The 17,819-nt window shown below is 41.8% G+C and carries 9 protein-coding genes, 1 pseudogene and 1 CRISPR repeat array; of the genes and pseudogenes, 2 read left to right on the top strand and 8 right to left on the bottom strand.

Annotation, left to right across the window (positions count from 1 at the left end):
• Nucleotides 1-31 precede the first annotated feature (31 nt).
• A pseudogene (locus ACMAZF_RS04155) lies at nucleotides 32-1,670 on the top strand (methyl-accepting chemotaxis protein).
• A gap of 225 nt (nucleotides 1,671-1,895) precedes the next feature.
• Nucleotides 1,896-4,442 (top strand): TonB-dependent receptor plug domain-containing protein, encoded by a 2,547-nt coding sequence (locus tag ACMAZF_RS04150; RefSeq protein WP_435277176.1) that lies wholly within the window; start codon nucleotides 1,896-1,898, stop codon nucleotides 4,440-4,442.
• Nucleotides 4,443-4,507: 65 nt separating this feature from the next.
• Here the strand turns inward: ACMAZF_RS04150 and ACMAZF_RS04145 are convergent, their stop codons facing one another.
• The 8 genes from ACMAZF_RS04145 to ACMAZF_RS04110 all read right to left on the bottom strand — a co-directional run bounded on the left by ACMAZF_RS04145 (nucleotide 4,508) and on the right by ACMAZF_RS04110 (nucleotide 17,711).
• Entirely contained in the window at nucleotides 4,508-4,705 is a 198-nt protein-coding gene (locus ACMAZF_RS04145; RefSeq protein ID WP_435276211.1) for a DUF4177 domain-containing protein, read from the bottom strand.
• An 87-nt stretch (nucleotides 4,706-4,792) separates the two neighbouring features.
• A CRISPR array of direct repeats spans nucleotides 4,793-9,803; the repeat unit is 28 nt; unit sequence TTTCTAAGCTGCCTGTGCGGCAGTGAAC.
• 128 nt (nucleotides 9,804-9,931) lie between these two features.
• On the bottom strand, nucleotides 9,932-10,486 hold the full coding sequence (cas6f, locus tag ACMAZF_RS04140) for a type I-F CRISPR-associated endoribonuclease Cas6/Csy4 (RefSeq protein ID WP_435276210.1): 555 nt from the start codon (nucleotides 10,484-10,486) through the stop codon (nucleotides 9,932-9,934).
• A gap of 12 nt (nucleotides 10,487-10,498) precedes the next feature.
• Nucleotides 10,499-11,503 carry a type I-Fv CRISPR-associated protein Cas5fv gene (cas5fv, locus tag ACMAZF_RS04135; RefSeq protein ID WP_435276209.1) on the bottom strand — a complete coding sequence of 335 codons (1,005 nt, stop codon included), beginning with the start codon at nucleotides 11,501-11,503 and terminating at the stop codon, nucleotides 10,499-10,501.
• A 7-nt stretch (nucleotides 11,504-11,510) separates the two neighbouring features.
• Nucleotides 11,511-12,467, bottom strand: a complete 957-nt coding sequence (gene cas7fv, locus ACMAZF_RS04130; RefSeq protein WP_435276208.1) for a type I-Fv CRISPR-associated protein Cas7fv — start codon at nucleotides 12,465-12,467, stop codon at nucleotides 11,511-11,513.
• A 2-nt stretch (nucleotides 12,468-12,469) separates the two neighbouring features.
• Nucleotides 12,470-15,427: a CRISPR-associated endonuclease Cas3'' gene (locus ACMAZF_RS04125; protein WP_435276207.1), complete on the bottom strand. Its 2,958-nt coding sequence runs from the start codon at nucleotides 15,425-15,427 to the stop codon at nucleotides 12,470-12,472.
• Entirely contained in the window at nucleotides 15,424-15,822 is a 399-nt protein-coding gene (locus tag ACMAZF_RS04120) for a hypothetical protein (protein ID WP_435276206.1), read from the bottom strand. The genes ACMAZF_RS04125 and ACMAZF_RS04120 overlap by 4 nt, the downstream gene beginning before the upstream one ends.
• Nucleotides 15,815-16,771: a type I-F CRISPR-associated endonuclease Cas1f gene (gene cas1f / locus ACMAZF_RS04115; protein WP_435276205.1), complete on the bottom strand. Its 957-nt coding sequence runs from the start codon at nucleotides 16,769-16,771 to the stop codon at nucleotides 15,815-15,817. The genes ACMAZF_RS04120 and cas1f overlap by 8 nt, the downstream gene beginning before the upstream one ends.
• Before the next feature lie 130 nt (nucleotides 16,772-16,901).
• Nucleotides 16,902-17,711: a helix-turn-helix transcriptional regulator gene (locus tag ACMAZF_RS04110; protein WP_435276204.1), complete on the bottom strand. Its 810-nt coding sequence runs from the start codon at nucleotides 17,709-17,711 to the stop codon at nucleotides 16,902-16,904.
• Nucleotides 17,712-17,819: the final 108 nt, after the last annotated feature.

Raw genomic sequence — 17,819 nt, 5'->3', positions numbered from 1 at the left:
TAATAAACGGCTTAACCGGAGACAATCCATCATGAATAAACTACGCAAGCTCACCATCAAGCAACGTATGGCCATTATGGTAAGCATAATCATTATTGGCTTATTTTTTTCAAAGCGGGATAAGCCTCTATCATCAAGATAAATCACTAAATCAACAGCAAAGAGAAAAAGTTCAGCATCTTGTTGAGAGTGCCCATAGCATTATTAAACATTATTACCAGCGCTCACAAGATGGCACCCTGACGAAAGCACAAGCGCAAAAGTCCGCATTAGAAGCCGTTAAAGCAATGCGTTATGCTGGTAATGACTATTTTTGGTTGAATGATTTTACGCCAACCATGATCATGCATACCGTTGCTCCGAGACTAAATAATCAAAATGTGTCCGATATCAAAGATGCTGATGGCGTTCAAATTTTCATAGAAATGCTCAAGATTGTTCGTAGCAAGTAAGAAGGTTTCTTACCTTATAAATGGCCAAAACCCGGTGAAGACGATCCCGCCGATAAGATTTCGTTTGTTAAAGAATTCGCGCCATGGCAGTGGATTGTTGGCTCTGGTGTTTATATCGATGATATCCAAGAAACCTTTACAGCACAGTGAAACTCCGTGCTCATTAATACCTTTATCGTGATTGCGTTAGTTGTTTTTCTCAACTATGTCATTGGCAACAGTATTTTATTACCTGCAAGAGCGGCAAGCGATTTAATGAAAAATATTGCACAAGGTGAAGGCGATTTAACGCGCAAGCTTAACGCAGATGCCAATGATGAAATATCGCGATTATCTTATTACTTCAATTTATTTACCGAGAAAATGCGTCAATCCCTTAAAGAAGTTTCAGTTAATTCAGAACAAGTCATGATGCAAGCTGATATGCTCTCTCATACCCGTCAGCGCAGCAATGATTCTATTCAAGTGTAAAACGACAACGCAACACAAATTGCCACGGCAATGGAGCAGATGACCTCCAACATTCGTGAAATAAGTAGCAATGCAGAAGCCGCAAATCAAGCAGCAAACGATGCAACAACTAATACAACTGACGGTAAACAAGTTGTGTCATCAGCGATTGCGCAAATCGATTCATTATCAAGCAACATCGATAATGTCAGTCAGGTTATTTCTAAGCTCGCTAATGAAACAGATAGCATAGGTGCCGTGCTTGATGTGATCAGAGGTATTGCCGATCAAACTAATTTACTCGCACTAAACGCAGCAATTGAAGCCGCTCGCGCTGGTGAACAAGGACGTGGTTTTGCGGTTGTTGCTGATGAAGTTCGAACACTAGCTAGCAGAACCAGTTAAAGTACCGATGAAATCCACGGCATGATCCAACGATTACAATCTGGTGCTCAAGAAGCCGTTAGTGCCGTAAATATTAACAAAGAGACATCAGATAGAACCGTAGAACAAGCTGCACAAGCTGAAACATCGCTTGACGAAATTGAGCGTCTCATTGACGTTATTTCTCAAATGAGCGATCACATTGCAGAAGCAACTGAGCAGCAAACTCAAGCGGCATAAGAAGTTAATGTTCGCATTAGCGAGCTTTCACAGATGACCGTAGATGCCGCAGGTGATACAGAAGAAATAGCCAGTGCGAGTCAAGATCTTAAAACCAGCAGCAGCCAAATGTCTGAAGTTGTTCGCTCATTTAAGCTCGACTAACCTAAACTCGAACCTCAACTTAGCCGCTCCTAAAGCGGCTTTTCTATTTCTAACCTTCATTTCGAACCTAGCCCTTCTCTCTTATGCCTAATAAATAGGCAAACGCGTCATTTTAGGCTAATTGGTAATATAAATTTAGTTACTAAGACTATAGTTTTTTGTTAATAGCTTGTAACATCGAGCCAACTTGATAAACAAATTAGATTTGAAGGATCAAAATAAATGATTAAGAGTTTTAAGGCGAGTACGCTCTCCGTTGCCATAACACTCGCTTTAGGTTCTGCCACAGCAGCAGCCAACGCGGCCCAAACACCAGCAAAAGACACAGCGAAAGATGTCGAGAAAATTTCAGTATTAGGTTCTCGTGTATCAAGTCGCACAGCGACTGAGTCTACAGCGCCAGTAGATATCATCGATGCGAGTTCACTCACCAAAGGTGGTTTTACTGAATTAGGTCAAAGCCTACAAGCAACAGCGCCTTCATTTAACTTCTCGAGAACACAGGTTTCAGACGGCTCAGATTTATTCCGCCCAGCGACACTGCGTGGTCTTCAGCCAGATCAAACCTTGGTATTAGTTAACGGTAAACGCCGCCATAACCAAGCAATATTTGGCTTAAACGGCACTGTAGGTGCAGGCGCGGCAGGCACCGACATGAATGCGATTCCGCTAACCGCATTATCTGACGTACAGGTATTGCGTGACGGCGCGGCGGCGCAATATGGCTCCGACGCCATTGCAGGCGTTATCAATTTATCTCTCAAGAGTTCGACGGGTGAAACCACTGGTTTTATTCAAGCGGGCTCAACCAGCGAAGGTGACGGCGATGACATCACCATTGGCTTAAATCGCGGTTTTGATTTAGGCGATGACGGCGGTTTCATTAACCTCTCACTAGAAGCACGTGATTACAGCGGTACAAACCGCGCTCAACCAGACACTGGCGGTTCATCAACTATTGCCAAAGGCACATTATCTGACACAGTTCGCTGGGGACAAGGTAATGCAGAATCTGAATTTACCACTGTGTTCTACAATGCCATGCTACCAATGGGTGACAGTGAACTTTATTCATTTGGCGGTATTTCAAATCGCACAGCACTAGGTAATGGCTTCTTCCGTAACTTTGATGAAGCTGCTAAAAACGTACAACAAGTTTACGCCGATGGCTTCTTACCGCGCATCGACAATGAAGCGCAAGATATTTCAGTATCACTTGGTCTTCGCGGTGACATCAACAGCGATTGGACTTACGATGTATCAGCCGTTTACGGTGAAAATGAATACGACTTCACCTCACGCAACACCATCAATGCCTCATATGCTGCTGAATATGTTGCTAACAATCCAGCAGCGTCAGATAGTGATATCGCTGCCAACGCAGGTCCAACATCGGGATATTCTGGTGGCTTTAGATTCGACCAATTCACCGTTAACACCGACATTGCAGGCTCTATTGAACTAAGCAACGACTTGGAATTGTTTGTGTCATACGGCGCTGAATATCGCAAAGAAAACTATCAAATAGTGGCGGGTGAAGTGGCTTCATACGCTTGTGGATTATCAAATAGCTCAAGTTCATTTCCATCGGTAATCGACCCAGACACCTTTGCAGGTTGTGGTTTCCAAGCCTACCCTGGCCTACGTCCTGATGCGGCGAATAAACAAGATCGCGACAGCGTTGCGGTTTATATCGATTTAGAAACTCAACTAACAGAAAAATGGTTAGTTGGCGCAGCTGCCCGTTATGAAGACTTCTCTGACGCTGGTGACGACATCATCGGTAAATTATCAAGTCGTTATGAAGTAACCGATGACTTCTCTATTCGCGGCGCCATCTCTAGTGGCTTTAGAGCACCGTCGCTACAACAAAGTGCCTACACAGCCTTTACCACCAACTTAGGCCCTGGCGGCGTATTATCACCATCATTTACAGCTACGGCTGGCGCTGATTTCCCATCAGCACTTGGTGTAGATGGCTTGAAACTAGAAACCTCTGAAAACCTCAGCCTAGGTTTTGTGTTTGATGCCACTGACGATTTAACCATTACGCTAGACGCTTATCGCATTGCTATGAAAGACCGCATCACCTTGGGCAGCTTATTGTCTCCAGACGATGTTGCATTCAGCCCAGCCGCTGTTGCTGCCCTTAATGCAACAGGTGCCGATCAAGCCAATTACTTCTCTAACTCAGTTGATTTAACCACCACTGGCGTTGACTTAATTGTCACTTACAGCACCGATGTTGGTGAAGGAAAACTAGATGTGACATTCGCAGGCAATGTTAATGACACCGACATCGATCGCGTGAACTCACCACAAGGCATCCCATCAACCGTGGCGTTAGATGACCTTCAACGTAGCTTCTTAACCGACGGGCAACCACACGAGCGTGCAACCTTGACCTTTGATTATTCACAAAATAATTGGAGCGCTATGGTGAAGGCGAATTACTTTGGCGAAACCGACATTACTTATTTTGGTAATGATCACATCGGTTTACCAGATTTCCTATCGCCAACAGGTTCATTCAAGCCAACAAGCGTTGTTGAGTCAGCCGTGTTAATCGATGTAAACGTAGATTACACCCTGTCTGAAAACTTCACGTTATCGGTAGGCATCAATAACCTATTCGATGAAACACCCGACGAGCTAGGTAGCGATGAAGCGCTTGATTTTATTACCAATCAAGCCTTCCAATACCCAGTTCGCGCCGTACCTTATGGCTTTGATGGCATGAGCTACTATGCGCGTTTAGGTTTTAAATTCTAAGCGTTAACCACAAAAAAGGGAGGCCGTTGCAGCATGCAGCGACCTCCCTTATTTATTTGACTGATTTATAGTTCGCGTTTCATAACACCCGAAAACTCAGTTCCACCTTCCAGCTCTCTAAAGTCAGCATTAACAAGCTCCCAACCCTGTGCGCCTAACTGGTTAAGGTAAGCCTCAATATCTTCAATCGCTCTGCCCTTAAACAGTCCCGCTGAAGCCACATCCTGTGAATCGATCATCTTGTATTCAAATTTTTTCATCATTTACTCCTTGAATTAAAATTTATGCTATTTCTAAACTGGTTATGCGGCAGCTGACAATAGTTAGCGGCACAAACAACGCTCATTAATTTTCTTAGCTGCGTGTGCGGCAGCAAGCAAACGGTGCTTCAATGGCTAGCCACTAAACCGGAATTTTCTAAGCTGCGTGTACGGCAGCAAACTTACGAATATCATGCAGAGCATTTTACAGCATTTTCTAAGCTGCGTGTGCGGCAGTGAACACGTAATCACTGACAGCGGCACAATCTCAATCTTTCTAAGCTGCCTGTGCGGCAGTGAACGCTTTTGCCGATTATGTTTTTTAGCATTAATTTTCTAAGCTGCCTGTGCGGCAGTGAACCTATGAATATTCTTGTAGCGGTAATCCTGTTTTTTCTAAGCTGCCTGTGCGGCAGTGAACTAAGAAATTGTAAGCATCAAATGTTTATTAATTTTCTAAGCTGCCTGTGCGGCAGTGAACCGGAGCCTAAGACTCCTGAAATTGATAACCGTTTTCTAAGCTGCCTGTGCGGCAGTGAACGCATTGGAGCCTTAAATGGGACTTTTCGACTGTTTCTAAGCTGCCTGTGCGGCAGTGAACTGCTTCGGTAAGCATTAACAGATCCAATAGCATTTCTAAGCTGCCTGTGCGGCAGTGAACGAGAAAGATCCATTATCAGTAAATATTAAAATTTTCTAAGCTGCCTGTGCGGCAGTGAACTTATTCAGTCCTTTGTTATAGGTTTGTCGATTTTTCTAAGCTGCCTGTGCGGCAGTGAACTTCATTTCGCGGCGCATTTTCTCTAGCTGAACTTTCTAAGCTGCCTGTGCGGCAGTGAACTTGACAATATGACACGCTTTTTTTAAGCTAAATTTCTAAGCTGCCTGTGCGGCAGTGAACACGTAATTCGTGACTAATGCTTCTGATACCTGTTTCTAAGCTGCCTGTGCGGCAGTGAACTCTTTTGTTTTCATGGGTTATAATGTAACTTATTTCTAAGCTGCCTGTGCGGCAGTGAACAGTGTTGCAGAAATCACTGGGCGTAGTGTTATTTTCTAAGCTGCCTGTGCGGCAGTGAACATTTAGTCGCAAGATAAGCGGCTTGCTGTTTTTTTCTAAGCTGCCTGTGCGGCAGTGAACCGTTTATTAAATTTGCCAGCGGCAAGCATAGCTTTCTAAGCTGCCTGTGCGGCAGTGAACTAAAAATTGGGTATTTGCGCGCGAGTTTATCATTTCTAAGCTGCCTGTGCGGCAGTGAACGAGGGCTCAAGCACCAAGGCGGCTAAGTCAATTTTCTAAGCTGCCTGTGCGGCAGTGAACTAAAAAACCCGCCAAAGTGACGGGTTGTTAAATTTCTAAGCTGCCTGTGCGGCAGTGAACGGGCTATTAGCTGGGAGCAAACAACCCGCATATTTCTAAGCTGCCTGTGCGGCAGTGAACCGTCGGCGGCGCTTGGGATAGCGTATCTAATTTTTCTAAGCTGCCTGTGCGGCAGTGAACTAACTTTCGAGCCTTTGGCCAAAGCGCCACAATTTCTAAGCTGCCTGTGCGGCAGTGAACATTAAAAGGCCTCGACTCGTCACTAATTAACTTTTCTAAGCTGCCTGTGCGGCAGTGAACTACTTTTATTCCCGATTGTTCGTGAGCTAAAATTTCTAAGCTGCCTGTGCGGCAGTGAACAAAACATGACAATCTAACCTTTCGCTATAAGTTTTCTAAGCTGCCTGTGCGGCAGTGAACTCAAGCACGTTGTATCAAATGGCGCTGATACTTTTCTAAGCTGCCTGTGCGGCAGTGAACTTTATTAAGATATGAGCATAAAGATTCATCATTTTCTAAGCTGCCTGTGCGGCAGTGAACTAGAAATACTTTCGTGTTGCTGCTCGACAACTTTTCTAAGCTGCCTGTGCGGCAGTGAACAACGTTTACTAAGAGAGTTTATCAATGATTCATTTCTAAGCTGCCTGTGCGGCAGTGAACTTTAGTGATGAAAGCAAAACAACGCTTAAAAATTTCTAAGCTGCCTGTGCGGCAGTGAACTAATAATGGTGTAGGTTGGACAGAATCTACATTTTCTAAGCTGCCTGTGCGGCAGTGAACCAATGGCAGGTGCTGATATAGCAGGCGCTGCATTTCTAAGCTGCCTGTGCGGCAGTGAACTAACTACCACACTACAAATCAATCATCGGCCATTTCTAAGCTGCCTGTGCGGCAGTGAACTTCTTTCACGATACGCTTTCTGTTTTTGAGCATTTCTAAGCTGCCTGTGCGGCAGTGAACAGAACGTTAGACGCAGTGCCATTGCAATTACATTTCTAAGCTGCCTGTGCGGCAGTGAACTGCACCGACTACCGTTGTTGCTATCATTGATATTTCTAAGCTGCCTGTGCGGCAGTGAACGAATCTTCATATTCATTGGTCACTGAGTTATCTTTCTAAGCTGCCTGTGCGGCAGTGAACTCAGTGCCGCAGTTATCGCAAATTAGATAACGTTTCTAAGCTGCCTGTGCGGCAGTGAACTTTTAATTACTCTTGAATAATCCCAGGTAACATTTCTAAGCTGCCTGTGCGGCAGTGAACGTAATACAGCGTGACCGTGGTTATTACGTTCGTTTCTAAGCTGCCTGTGCGGCAGTGAACAAATCACAGCACCGATAAAAAAGTTCACAGGTTTTCTAAGCTGCCTGTGCGGCAGTGAACTTGGCTTAGGCGCGTTAACAGGTGTATTGCTATTTCTAAGCTGCCTGTGCGGCAGTGAACATAAGTCTAGTTGCAGCGTCATGCTTGTTTATTTTCTAAGCTGCCTGTGCGGCAGTGAACCTTTTTCCGCTTTCCAATCATCTATGTTTTTTTTTCTAAGCTGCCTGTGCGGCAGTGAACTATCATAACGATAAAGATTAATTGTATTAAGTTTTCTAAGCTGCCTGTGCGGCAGTGAACGCTTAAAAAGTGTTTTCACTGTTAATGTGTCTTTTCTAAGCTGCCTGTGCGGCAGTGAACGGAATATCGCGATCATACGTCAACGCCATTATTTTCTAAGCTGCCTGTGCGGCAGTGAACGGGCGTCATGGAGCTGATGGAGCAGATGGAAATTTCTAAGCTGCCTGTGCGGCAGTGAACTCGTGCGTCCGTCATCATTAACAGCTTTTACATTTCTAAGCTGCCTGTGCGGCAGTGAACACAAAGTTCACTATTATATATTTCAAGGGTTATTTCTAAGCTGCCTGTGCGGCAGTGAACGTCTGCCCAATCGAACGGTAATTCACCCGTTTTTTCTAAGCTGCCTGTGCGGCAGTGAACGCTGGCGTTGCTGGTTATCCCAATAAAGCAAATTTCTAAGCTGCCTGTGCGGCAGTGAACATACAGATGTTCTTCTCGCACGTTATTAAGATTTTCTAAGCTGCCTGTGCGGCAGTGAACTACATGACCGTGATTTCTTTTTCGTCGCCATCTTTCTAAGCTGCCTGTGCGGCAGTGAACGCGGTATACGTACAAGCGAAAGTGCCGATGTTTTTCTAAGCTGCCTGTGCGGCAGTGAACGGCGGCTTCTGGCTGTACACCAAGCAACAATATTTCTAAGCTGCCTGTGCGGCAGTGAACGGCGCTAGATAAGCGCCGTAACAGTTCGTTAATTTCTAAGCTGCCTGTGCGGCAGTGAACTACGCTGGTAAGTGGCAATGGCAAAAATTAACTTTCTAAGCTGCCTGTGCGGCAGTGAACGTTCCATCTTTTTTTGGAGATGGATTCATCAATTTCTAAGCTGCCTGTGCGGCAGTGAACACGTCGCCAGTGATATCGACAATGAACTAGCATTTCTAAGCTGCCTGTGCGGCAGTGAACTCTAAATCAAATAACTGCGAAAAGCCTTTTTTTTTCTAAGCTGCCTGTGCGGCAGTGAACCTGAGGCGCTAGAAGCAAAAGTTGACCTTGAATTTCTAAGCTGCCTGTGCGGCAGTGAACACTCAACAGAAGCACATTTACCAATTATAAAATTTCTAAGCTGCCTGTGCGGCAGTGAACTTGCCAGCAGATAAGGCCCGAAAGATCGCAAATTTCTAAGCTGCCTGTGCGGCAGTGAACAACCCTTTCTTAGAGCTAGCTCGATGATAAGCTTTCTAAGCTGCCTGTGCGGCAGTGAACGGTTCTTCTCGCGTTTACATCGTTGATCCTGCTTTCTAAGCTGCCTGTGCGGCAGTGAACGCAATAAGAACGGTTAGCCGTCAAAAGTTAATTTTCTAAGCTGCCTGTGCGGCAGTGAACGCTTGTCGCAAGAAGCCGAAGAATACAAAACATTTCTAAGCTGCCTGTGCGGCAGTGAACCGTTAGGTTTAAAGTTGACCGCGCTTGGTGGCTTTCTAAGCTGCCTGTGCGGCAGTGAACCGCGTAAATGATGCCTCGCGTTCTGTCATGCTTTTCTAAGCTGCCTGTGCGGCAGTGAACGGCTAGACATTCAAACCCCAAAAGCAACTAACTTTCTAAGCTGCCTGTGCGGCAGTGAACCTATATCTTATACAACAAATAGCCCCTATAAATTTCTAAGCTGCCTGTGCGGCAGTGAACTTGACCTAGAAAACAAATAAGGGGGGCAGTATTTTCTAAGCTGCCTGTGCGGCAGTGAACGTGGCACTGCCAGCAGCGGCAACAGTTAACCATTTCTAAGCTGCCTGTGCGGCAGTGAACGATACGGCTGCTGTTGAAACATCTATCAAAGCTTTCTAAGCTGCCTGTGCGGCAGTGAACTTTATTATTCAAGTGTCCGGTAACGAAGAAGATTTCTAAGCTGCCTGTGCGGCAGTGAACCCAAAGCAGCGCTAAACAAGGAATAACATTATTTTCTAAGCTGCCTGTGCGGCAGTGAACTTTAGTGAGTCATTCAAACAATCAGTGAATGTTTTCTAAGCTGCCTGTGCGGCAGTGAACGGCAATCGCAATACCTTGATTGACTTGGCTTATTTCTAAGCTGCCTGTGCGGCAGTGAACTTAGCAAAGAACCATGGCTGGCGCATTCTAATTTTCTAAGCTGCCTGTGCGGCAGTGAACAAAAAGCTGGATGAATTAAAAGAGTTTTGTAATTTCTAAGCTGCCTGTGCGGCAGTGAACTGAATAATATCAGACAAAAAAATAGCTACAACAATAATTTACCTAAAATTTAAAGGATTTACCCTTTATTTTAGGGCTGTTGTAGCTATTTGTTTTATATCAAGTTTTTAAAGAGCAGAAATTAATGGTTAAAACCAAGGGATTGTTGCTGTTTTACTCAACCCGAAAAAATCAAAATTTCCAGACGTTGAGCTATCCTGTATATCTCCAGTTTCAATATAACGGCGATGATGCTTTCCATTCGATACACTATCCAACTCGACATAAGGTAATGTTGTCATTTGAGCCGCAAACATTTTAGCTTTATATGCTTTCACTTCATCATCCTTGATAGTTCCCCGTTTCTTTAAACGCCTAAGATGGGATTCACTCATGTTACTTTGCCAGCGAGATATGTTTCTATATTTAACATCACTAGGTATTTCTAATATTTCAGTGCATTGGCAATATCCAATAAGCCCGCCAATCCATTGAATATTCATTAGTTCATTTAGTTTTTCAGCCGAACCATGAATACGTATTTTCGATCCTAATAACACTTTTACCTCAGGAAAACTTACGCCTAAATCTGTCGCTTTTAAGTCAAAAAGTGCTTTATGAAACTTAGTATAAACTTTATCTAATAGCACATTTAAGCGCATTTCAGCATCAGGTAACAATTTAATATCGATATAATATTCCATCACTCACACTCCTTAAATACGAATATTTGATACATAAGCTAATCCTTTCTTCCCTAGATAAAATGTTGCGACTCCAGCATTATCTATCAACTCTTTAAGCTCTAGCGCCTGATTTCTTTCTATATTTATATTTATATCTAATGTTCCACCAGCCTTTTCCATTAAAGAAGTCACTTCCCCTATTCCTTTTATTCTTTCTTTACGGATATACGGATTCCCCCATATTTTCTTCTTTTCACCTGACGTGTAACTACTCATAAAGTCTTTTTTCGTGAAACCATTATTGGAAATACCACTTAAACCACCCGCTTTTGTCTTTGCTGTTGACACATCATATTTATCAGATAATCGTTTTAACTGTAAATATAATGATGAGCAGTACACACTTATCAGTGTTATTTGTTCTTTATTGTTTAGTCCGTTGAATTTATCAAACTCTTTCTTTAAATAATCGAAAGCATTAGCTATTCGCCCTTCTTTTTCTATAGGCTTTAATTTGAATAATTCTTCGAGCCTTCCAATAATGACTAATGGATTATGTTCTATTTCAGATTCAACAGGCTTATTATCAAGAATAAAATCACACAGCTCTTGCTCATTAAGTGCCAACACACCCCAAAGCTGTTTAGAATAGTCAGATAAAAATATTGGAGCATCCACACTCACCATTCCCGTGTATGAATTTTGATCTGTACTACCGGTAATATTACGAATATAAGTTAGCTCTTGGTTTATATATGAGGGGCGATCTTTCCATGAAATATTAGTCTCCATATTTTTAAAGTAGTATTCTTCCTGATTTTTAGCCTGATATAGCTTTCGCTGATCACCAATCAACCTATTCAAAATACCCATGACAGTATTTAAAGTAACCTCCCTTGGCATATAATTTTCAGGCTTTCTTAGACTAGTCATAGAACCTACAAATTTACGACCAGTTTTAGGAAGTGGTTCATCATTTGAACCATCTAGAAAAGAATTCCGCCAACTAGATTCATAGCTAATTTCTATTTTCATAAATCACCTACTTTGCGTAAAAATATGTGGCATATTCGCTGTCAGGTTGAGGTGAAATACTGCCTGCATCACGCTTTATTCTCATCATCTTATTGCTATCGTTATAGTCAATAACAACATCATCAACATACATGTAAGACTTTGCTTGTCGAATTGACAGCTCACTAATTAATTCAATCGTATATTCTATTAATATTTGAATAGCATCATTATTGAGTAGTATTCCTACTTCTCCCTCTTCAAAAATAGTACCGTTACGCACATAGTTTTCATGAAAAGTGGCAATAGGTTTAAGTGAAGAATTCAATGATTGAATATAATCTTGCACGGCTTGTGCAACGCCTTCTCCTTGCCCTGATTTAATACTCATGGCTTCGCGGTCATATTTTTTATCTAATGATATAAATTGTAACTGTTCGATATTAATAGACCCATACGCCGTATATTTTGTATCTCCGAAGGTCGTTTTTGAATAAAAAGATGAATTGTCGCGTTCACCTGCTTGGCCAAATTGTTCAAAGTTACCATTACCTAATTGATCAACAAAATCTTCTAGCAATAATGGGCTTGTTCGCTTATTTTGACTCGATGGCACTACATATCCACGAACGAGTCCTGTAATGGATGCCAACATACTGGTCAAGTCTTCTATTTTGCTCTTATTAGCATAATGTACATCAAAAGCTTGGCTTCTGAATAAATGATGACGAATACAGTTTTGGCTGATATAAAGTGGATTTTCTTTAAAATCAATATCATTCGCTTCTTTTCGGTACTTGTAACCCGTTTCTTCTTTTACCTTACCCGATAAATTTGTATAACCACGTAACTTAGGTAGTGAATGATTATCTACCGTTTTCCCACCATCACCGACAAGTGATGTAGGCCCATTCCAATTCACCACACCATGCCCTAATGCTGTAATTTTAAAATCTACGCTTTTAATACCTGTTACTTTTTTCATTATTAGTCCTTTTTTTGAGTTAAGTTGTTGATAGAGATTGAACCAATGGCTTGTTTTTCGCATTCGCCATAATAAATTGCAGAACGATGTCTGGCAGATTCGCCGCCAACAGCCAATAAATCATTCGGGGTATAGCTTAAATACACTGGAAATTCGGGGTCTTTGGCATCATTTAATAAGATAAAATCTTTAAATGCTTTCTTTTCACCCATAATATTGTGATGCTTCTTCATCATGTGTGTGAGTAAATTATTATTACTATCGCCATAGCCTTGAATGACATCACAAGAGGCCGTTAAATTATCAACTTGCTCTCTTTCTAAAGTTGGTACTGCATAGGCATATTTTTCTATAAATTCGGGGCTGTTTTTATTGTCGAGCTTACATACTGCTAATTGAACAAAACGGCTATCTCCTCGCAGAGATTTTGCACTTATTTTAGCCCGCTCTTTGACTTGTTTTTTACGTGTTACTATGGTGCTTGGTTCACTCACTTTATGAGTAATAACACCAACGCTTTGCTTTAAAGATGCAAGCATATCTTGTTCAATAAATTTAATCGCTGACGAATCTTGCGCATAAAATGATTTATAGAGTTGATATAAGTCTGGGATTTTTTGAACCGTTTGACCATTATCAGTTTTATCAATTAACAGCTCATTCCATGCTTTGGCTGAACAAAAACCATGTGAACGTGATAAGAAGCGTGCAACAGCGCCACTTCCCTTTCCTTTATTAAAAGTTTCAGGCACAGCAATGGTATATTGATTAATCGAATTATTTTCACCGAACCTGTCCAATCGCCCCATTCGTTGTAAACAATTCTCAGGCGTGGTGACCTCAGATGTCATCGCATTACAACTGATGTTTAGCGATGCTTGCACTATTGGCCCACTTCTTAGTAAATCAAATTCATGATTTCCTTCTCGTTTGAACGACTCAAACACTTTATTAAATAGAGATTTCTTGTCACTCTTTTTATATTTTGAGTGCAACAAAATAGCATTTTCATCCTGCAAGTTATTAATGAAGCTCTTTTGTGCTGTGGTCGCGGTATTACTAATAATGAATGCTGTCTCATTATTTAGCGCATAAAGTGGATTGGTTTCATCTTCTTTACTTTCATCATAAGTGACAAAATTAAACTGATAATCACTGTCATTAAATGATGCCATTTCAATGACATCACAATCAGTATCAATGCCTAATAGATTTTTAACATAATAAGGATGTGGGGTTGCCGATACCAATAACGCATTGCATCCGTTATTCAATGACTTTCTCGATGCAATTAATTCAGCAAATAATAAATTAAACGCTGGCATATTGATGTATTCATGATATTCATCAAATACAACATGCGCACTTAAATAGTTAAGTAATCGATCTGCTTTGGTATGGCTAATAACGCTGCTTAATAGCTGGTCAATGGTGGTAACAACAATATCTGCCGTTAAATATTGATCCTCTGATGTCTGCGTCGAAAAGTCATTAGTATATTTATATTCACCCGTAAATATCTCTACAGTGGCGTTGGTTAAATAAGGTTCTTCTGAGGCTTTCAGTTCCGTAAACATTCCCTGACAAATTTGCACTCTTGGACAAACCCATATAATTTGTTGCGCCCCACGTATACCAGCCCATTCCAAAGCTATTTTTGTTTTCCCGCAACCCGCAGCACCCGCTAACACTTTGACATGCTCACTATCGTTAGCTAATTGCTTAGCCACCTTTGACTGCTTTTGACTACGCTCACTATCAGGAAAATTTCCAATGCATTCGTTAATATGAGTCTCTAAATCGCTTTCAACAAATACATCGTTATTAAGCTTGTCTGTAATAAAACTATCTAGCGTCTTTTGCTTAATATGCATTGAAAGCTCATTGGCTGACAATGAAGATATCCATCTGTCTGCCGTGATCACACATGAGCGAACTTCATTAAATTCTGCATTTTCACGTGTCTTATTTTCATACTCACTAACACCCTCATACTGTTTATAATCTTTATAATTAGGCAACGGTGTGTCGTCATAGTTTTCTAGCACTTCATCGTCTATGTCTTGTTTAAATGCTTTCGTAAGACAACTAGACTCCTCTTCTTTATATTTGCGATCTAATTCAACCACGTTTGCTAACATAGCTAATGATTTTTCGGTAATTAATGACCACGCTCCATCCTTTAAGTGGGACTTTAATTTACTGTAAATTTTTCCGTAAGTGTCGAAGTCACTTTTAGATTTAGGGCGAAAAGGTTTAGCATGATGCCAGTAAACAGCATGTTTTATCGCTTTTTTACATCGTTTATTAACGACTTTACACTGATCACTCAAGCACTGAATAATGAGTGCAGATATTTCATTGTGCCGTGGGTATTTTTCAAAGCTAAATTTTGCTTCGTCAATGTGCTGCCCATCTTCCACTTGATATGATTTATTTTTTGGTTTAACGACCCAGCTTTGAAATGATGGGTCGAGCTTTCCAATATCATGAAAACAACCAGCAATAAACGAAGCCTCAGCAAGGTTTTTCTTATTCTCATTATAAAACTTACGATGTAAAAACTCAGCCGCATAACCAACAGCAAACAAATGATGATCAAGCCGCTGTAAATGCGTATTTGCATAAATAACGCCTTTAATTGGCTTGTTTTTTTGTATATCCATTGGCACTTCTTTCTCTGTAATGTTCACTGGCACAATTCCTTGAAAATCAAATTTACTTTTACTACCCACCACCCACACCAACTCACTGCGTGCCCGTGTTCTTATCCAATGGCAGCTTACCGCTGTGTTTTTGGTCGCCGTTTTTCGCAGCAGCTTTTTAACGGCACTAAGCCCTTCATTGGTGATAACCGTTTGCCACGTGTTATCGCCAATGCGATTGGCGAAGGCGTCTAACACGCGGCGGGTTTTCTTAAGCGCGTTTTTCTCACACTGACTAATAAACGTGACCATCATGTGTTGATGATCCTTTTTACTTCATCGGCTACCTTGCCCTCAATCCTCTTAACGGGGCTAAGAACAGTTCCGATAATTTCAATGGGGAGTCTAGATTCAAAGTCAGAAGTCGCTTGTTCAAATTGAACCATAGGGTTGCAGTTATCAATTAAGGTAAAGGTTACAGGTGTGTTTAATGGCACTTGGGATTTAGTAGATGTTAGCCAAAAAGACACATGTACTGGCTTTTCTTCATGATATTCACTCTTTTCACCAACCATGATCATACCGTCAATAAGATAGGCTTTATTGGGACGCTTAATTTTAACTCCGATGGTGAGTCCTCTTATTAATTCAAGTTGTTCAGCTGTTGGAGTTATTTGAGCCTGATAGTCAGGTACACGCCAGCTAGTCATTAGCGTTGATCCAATCTAGCATCGCAATGTTTTTGACTTGCTCAAACATAAAATCAAGGGCTTTATGCTGGGTAAAGCTTTGCAGGCATTGCTGTCTAAATTCTTGCTCTGTTGCGCCTTCATTAGCGCATACAAACGCCCACGGGAGAATGATGGCGTCTTTAATTAAATCTGCTACGTCAAACACCAAGGCTCCCCTTCGAGTCTTCCCGTGCATCACAGCGAACCCGTGTGGGATACCTAGCACCCACAATGTAGTGGCGGCCAGTCCATAGGCGAGGTAGTTGCCATGATTTAAAAACGCATTGGCGTTATCTGTTGATTCACGCTCACGTGTGAAGTCGCCGTGTTTAGTCACATTGGCGGCGAGTCTATAGAGTTGCTTAGTCAGCGTTGCTTCAGTTTGTAACAATTCGGTCACTTTAAGTGCATTTTGTGTCTTGTATTCAAATCGTTCTAGCGATTTGATGAAAGATTCATTGGAGGTGTCAAACCCTTCATTTTTTAAGTCGGTGTCTTTTTTCCACACCCGTTTTAAATAATCGAGTCGGGCTAATTGGAATATTTTGGCGGCTTCAAGGCGTTTTTGATCGTCGAACCAAAATTGCATCCATCCTTGCACATATTCAGTTGGGCGATATTCACTTTGTGGGCTAAGCCATTCAATTTCATTAGCCATTAATAATGGCGTGCCACCACCACCGCAAAATCCCACTAATACGCCTGCTTGTGCCAGCATGCGCATGGCGGCTTGGGTAATTGATGTGCCAGTACCTAATAAAATACAAGTGGTATTAGCAATGGGGATATTCCAATATTGGTTTTGTTTTTTAGCTTCGGTGAGGTAAAGCACGCGACCATCTTTTTGCATCACGCGGCAATACTCTAGGTAGTAAATGTTGGCGCGCTTTGAGTGTAATATTGCTTTTAAATCAGTGAGCTGTTCCATGCTTGATTCTCTTACTATTTGATATCAGTTTACGTGAGTTGACGGCGTTTATTTTGACTTGGCGCATTAAAACAATTTTATAACTGCCTAACAATACTGTGTTTTTTAGCGTGTATCGCAATCACTCACGTCAATAGGTATAAGGCGCTATTTGCTGACGGGAATGCTCACTTAACACTATTTGCTGGGCTAACGGATTGGTAGCATAGGTGTCTAGTCGTAGGCGTTTAAGTAAGTAGTTAATCAATGGAACCCGTGTGGTTATCACACACTTAGCGTTTTTCATTTGATAATCAAGAGCAATAACATCTTGTTGGGCTTGGGTAAGACGAGGGTCGGGAATGATTTCAATATCAAGAAATTGATGCCATTTTTCATCATCAGCTATGCAATGAGTCGCCTTGGCTTCGTCACTGGCTTCACCGTTAAAGCGTGACAATACAAAGTCACGATAATCACCATTTTGTTGGCAATAGGCTCGTACGTGCCAGCGCATGCCATCAAAAATTAGGCTGTGTGGCTCAATAATGCGATCGCTATATTGTGGATTGCTTAGTGATGTATAACCAATGTCGATGGCGCGCGTGTCTTCAATAGCTCTTAAGATGGGCTGGGCTAACTTAGGATTAGGGTTTCGAGTGGGCAGTGGAATATCTATGATGCCTGCCATGGCAAGTGGTGTCTGTTTTTTGGTGAGTAGTTGATATTCGCTAAATTGTTGCGCGCTGTAGCGGCATTTAAAGTGACTGTCTGGAACAAATCCTTTAACCGATTCGTCATAGAGAATAGCACTGGGATGCTGTTTTTTATAGTTACCAAATGTACGACTGGCTGCTTGTCGTTGTATGTTAAAAAATCGTGTTAGGTGCGTGGTGTTAACATAACCATGCCATGTAATCATTACTTCTATAAAGTGAAATCGCTGTAAAGAAGGTGACATTAAATTTCCATATTATGCCTAGATAAAACAGTAATTTATAGGATATTCATGGCTCTGTCCAGCAGTAAAAAAGGCAACCGAAGTTGCCTTTTAAAAAAATGTTTAATC

The organism is Psychrobium sp. nBUS_13 (assembly GCF_051201665.1).
GTDB lineage: Bacteria > Pseudomonadota > Gammaproteobacteria > Enterobacterales > Psychrobiaceae > Psychrobium.
This window is presented reverse-complemented; position numbering and strand designations above follow the sequence as displayed.

Bases quoted from the DNA above. Each gene is read 5' to 3' on its own strand.
- ACMAZF_RS04145 (WP_435276211.1), bottom strand. From the start codon at position 4,705: ATGATGAAAAAATTTGAATACAAGATGATCGATTCACAGGATGTGGCT.
- cas6f (WP_435276210.1), bottom strand. From the start codon at position 10,486: ATGGAATATTATATCGATATTAAATTGTTACCTGATGCTGAAATGCGC.
- cas5fv (WP_435276209.1), bottom strand. From the start codon at position 11,503: ATGAAAATAGAAATTAGCTATGAATCTAGTTGGCGGAATTCTTTTCTA.
- cas7fv (WP_435276208.1), bottom strand. From the start codon at position 12,467: ATGAAAAAAGTAACAGGTATTAAAAGCGTAGATTTTAAAATTACAGCA.
- ACMAZF_RS04125 (WP_435276207.1), bottom strand. From the start codon at position 15,427: ATGATGGTCACGTTTATTAGTCAGTGTGAGAAAAACGCGCTTAAGAAA.
- ACMAZF_RS04120 (WP_435276206.1), bottom strand. From the start codon at position 15,822: ATGACTAGCTGGCGTGTACCTGACTATCAGGCTCAAATAACTCCAACA.
- cas1f (WP_435276205.1), bottom strand. From the start codon at position 16,771: ATGGAACAGCTCACTGATTTAAAAGCAATATTACACTCAAAGCGCGCC.
- ACMAZF_RS04110 (WP_435276204.1), bottom strand. From the start codon at position 17,711: ATGTCACCTTCTTTACAGCGATTTCACTTTATAGAAGTAATGATTACA.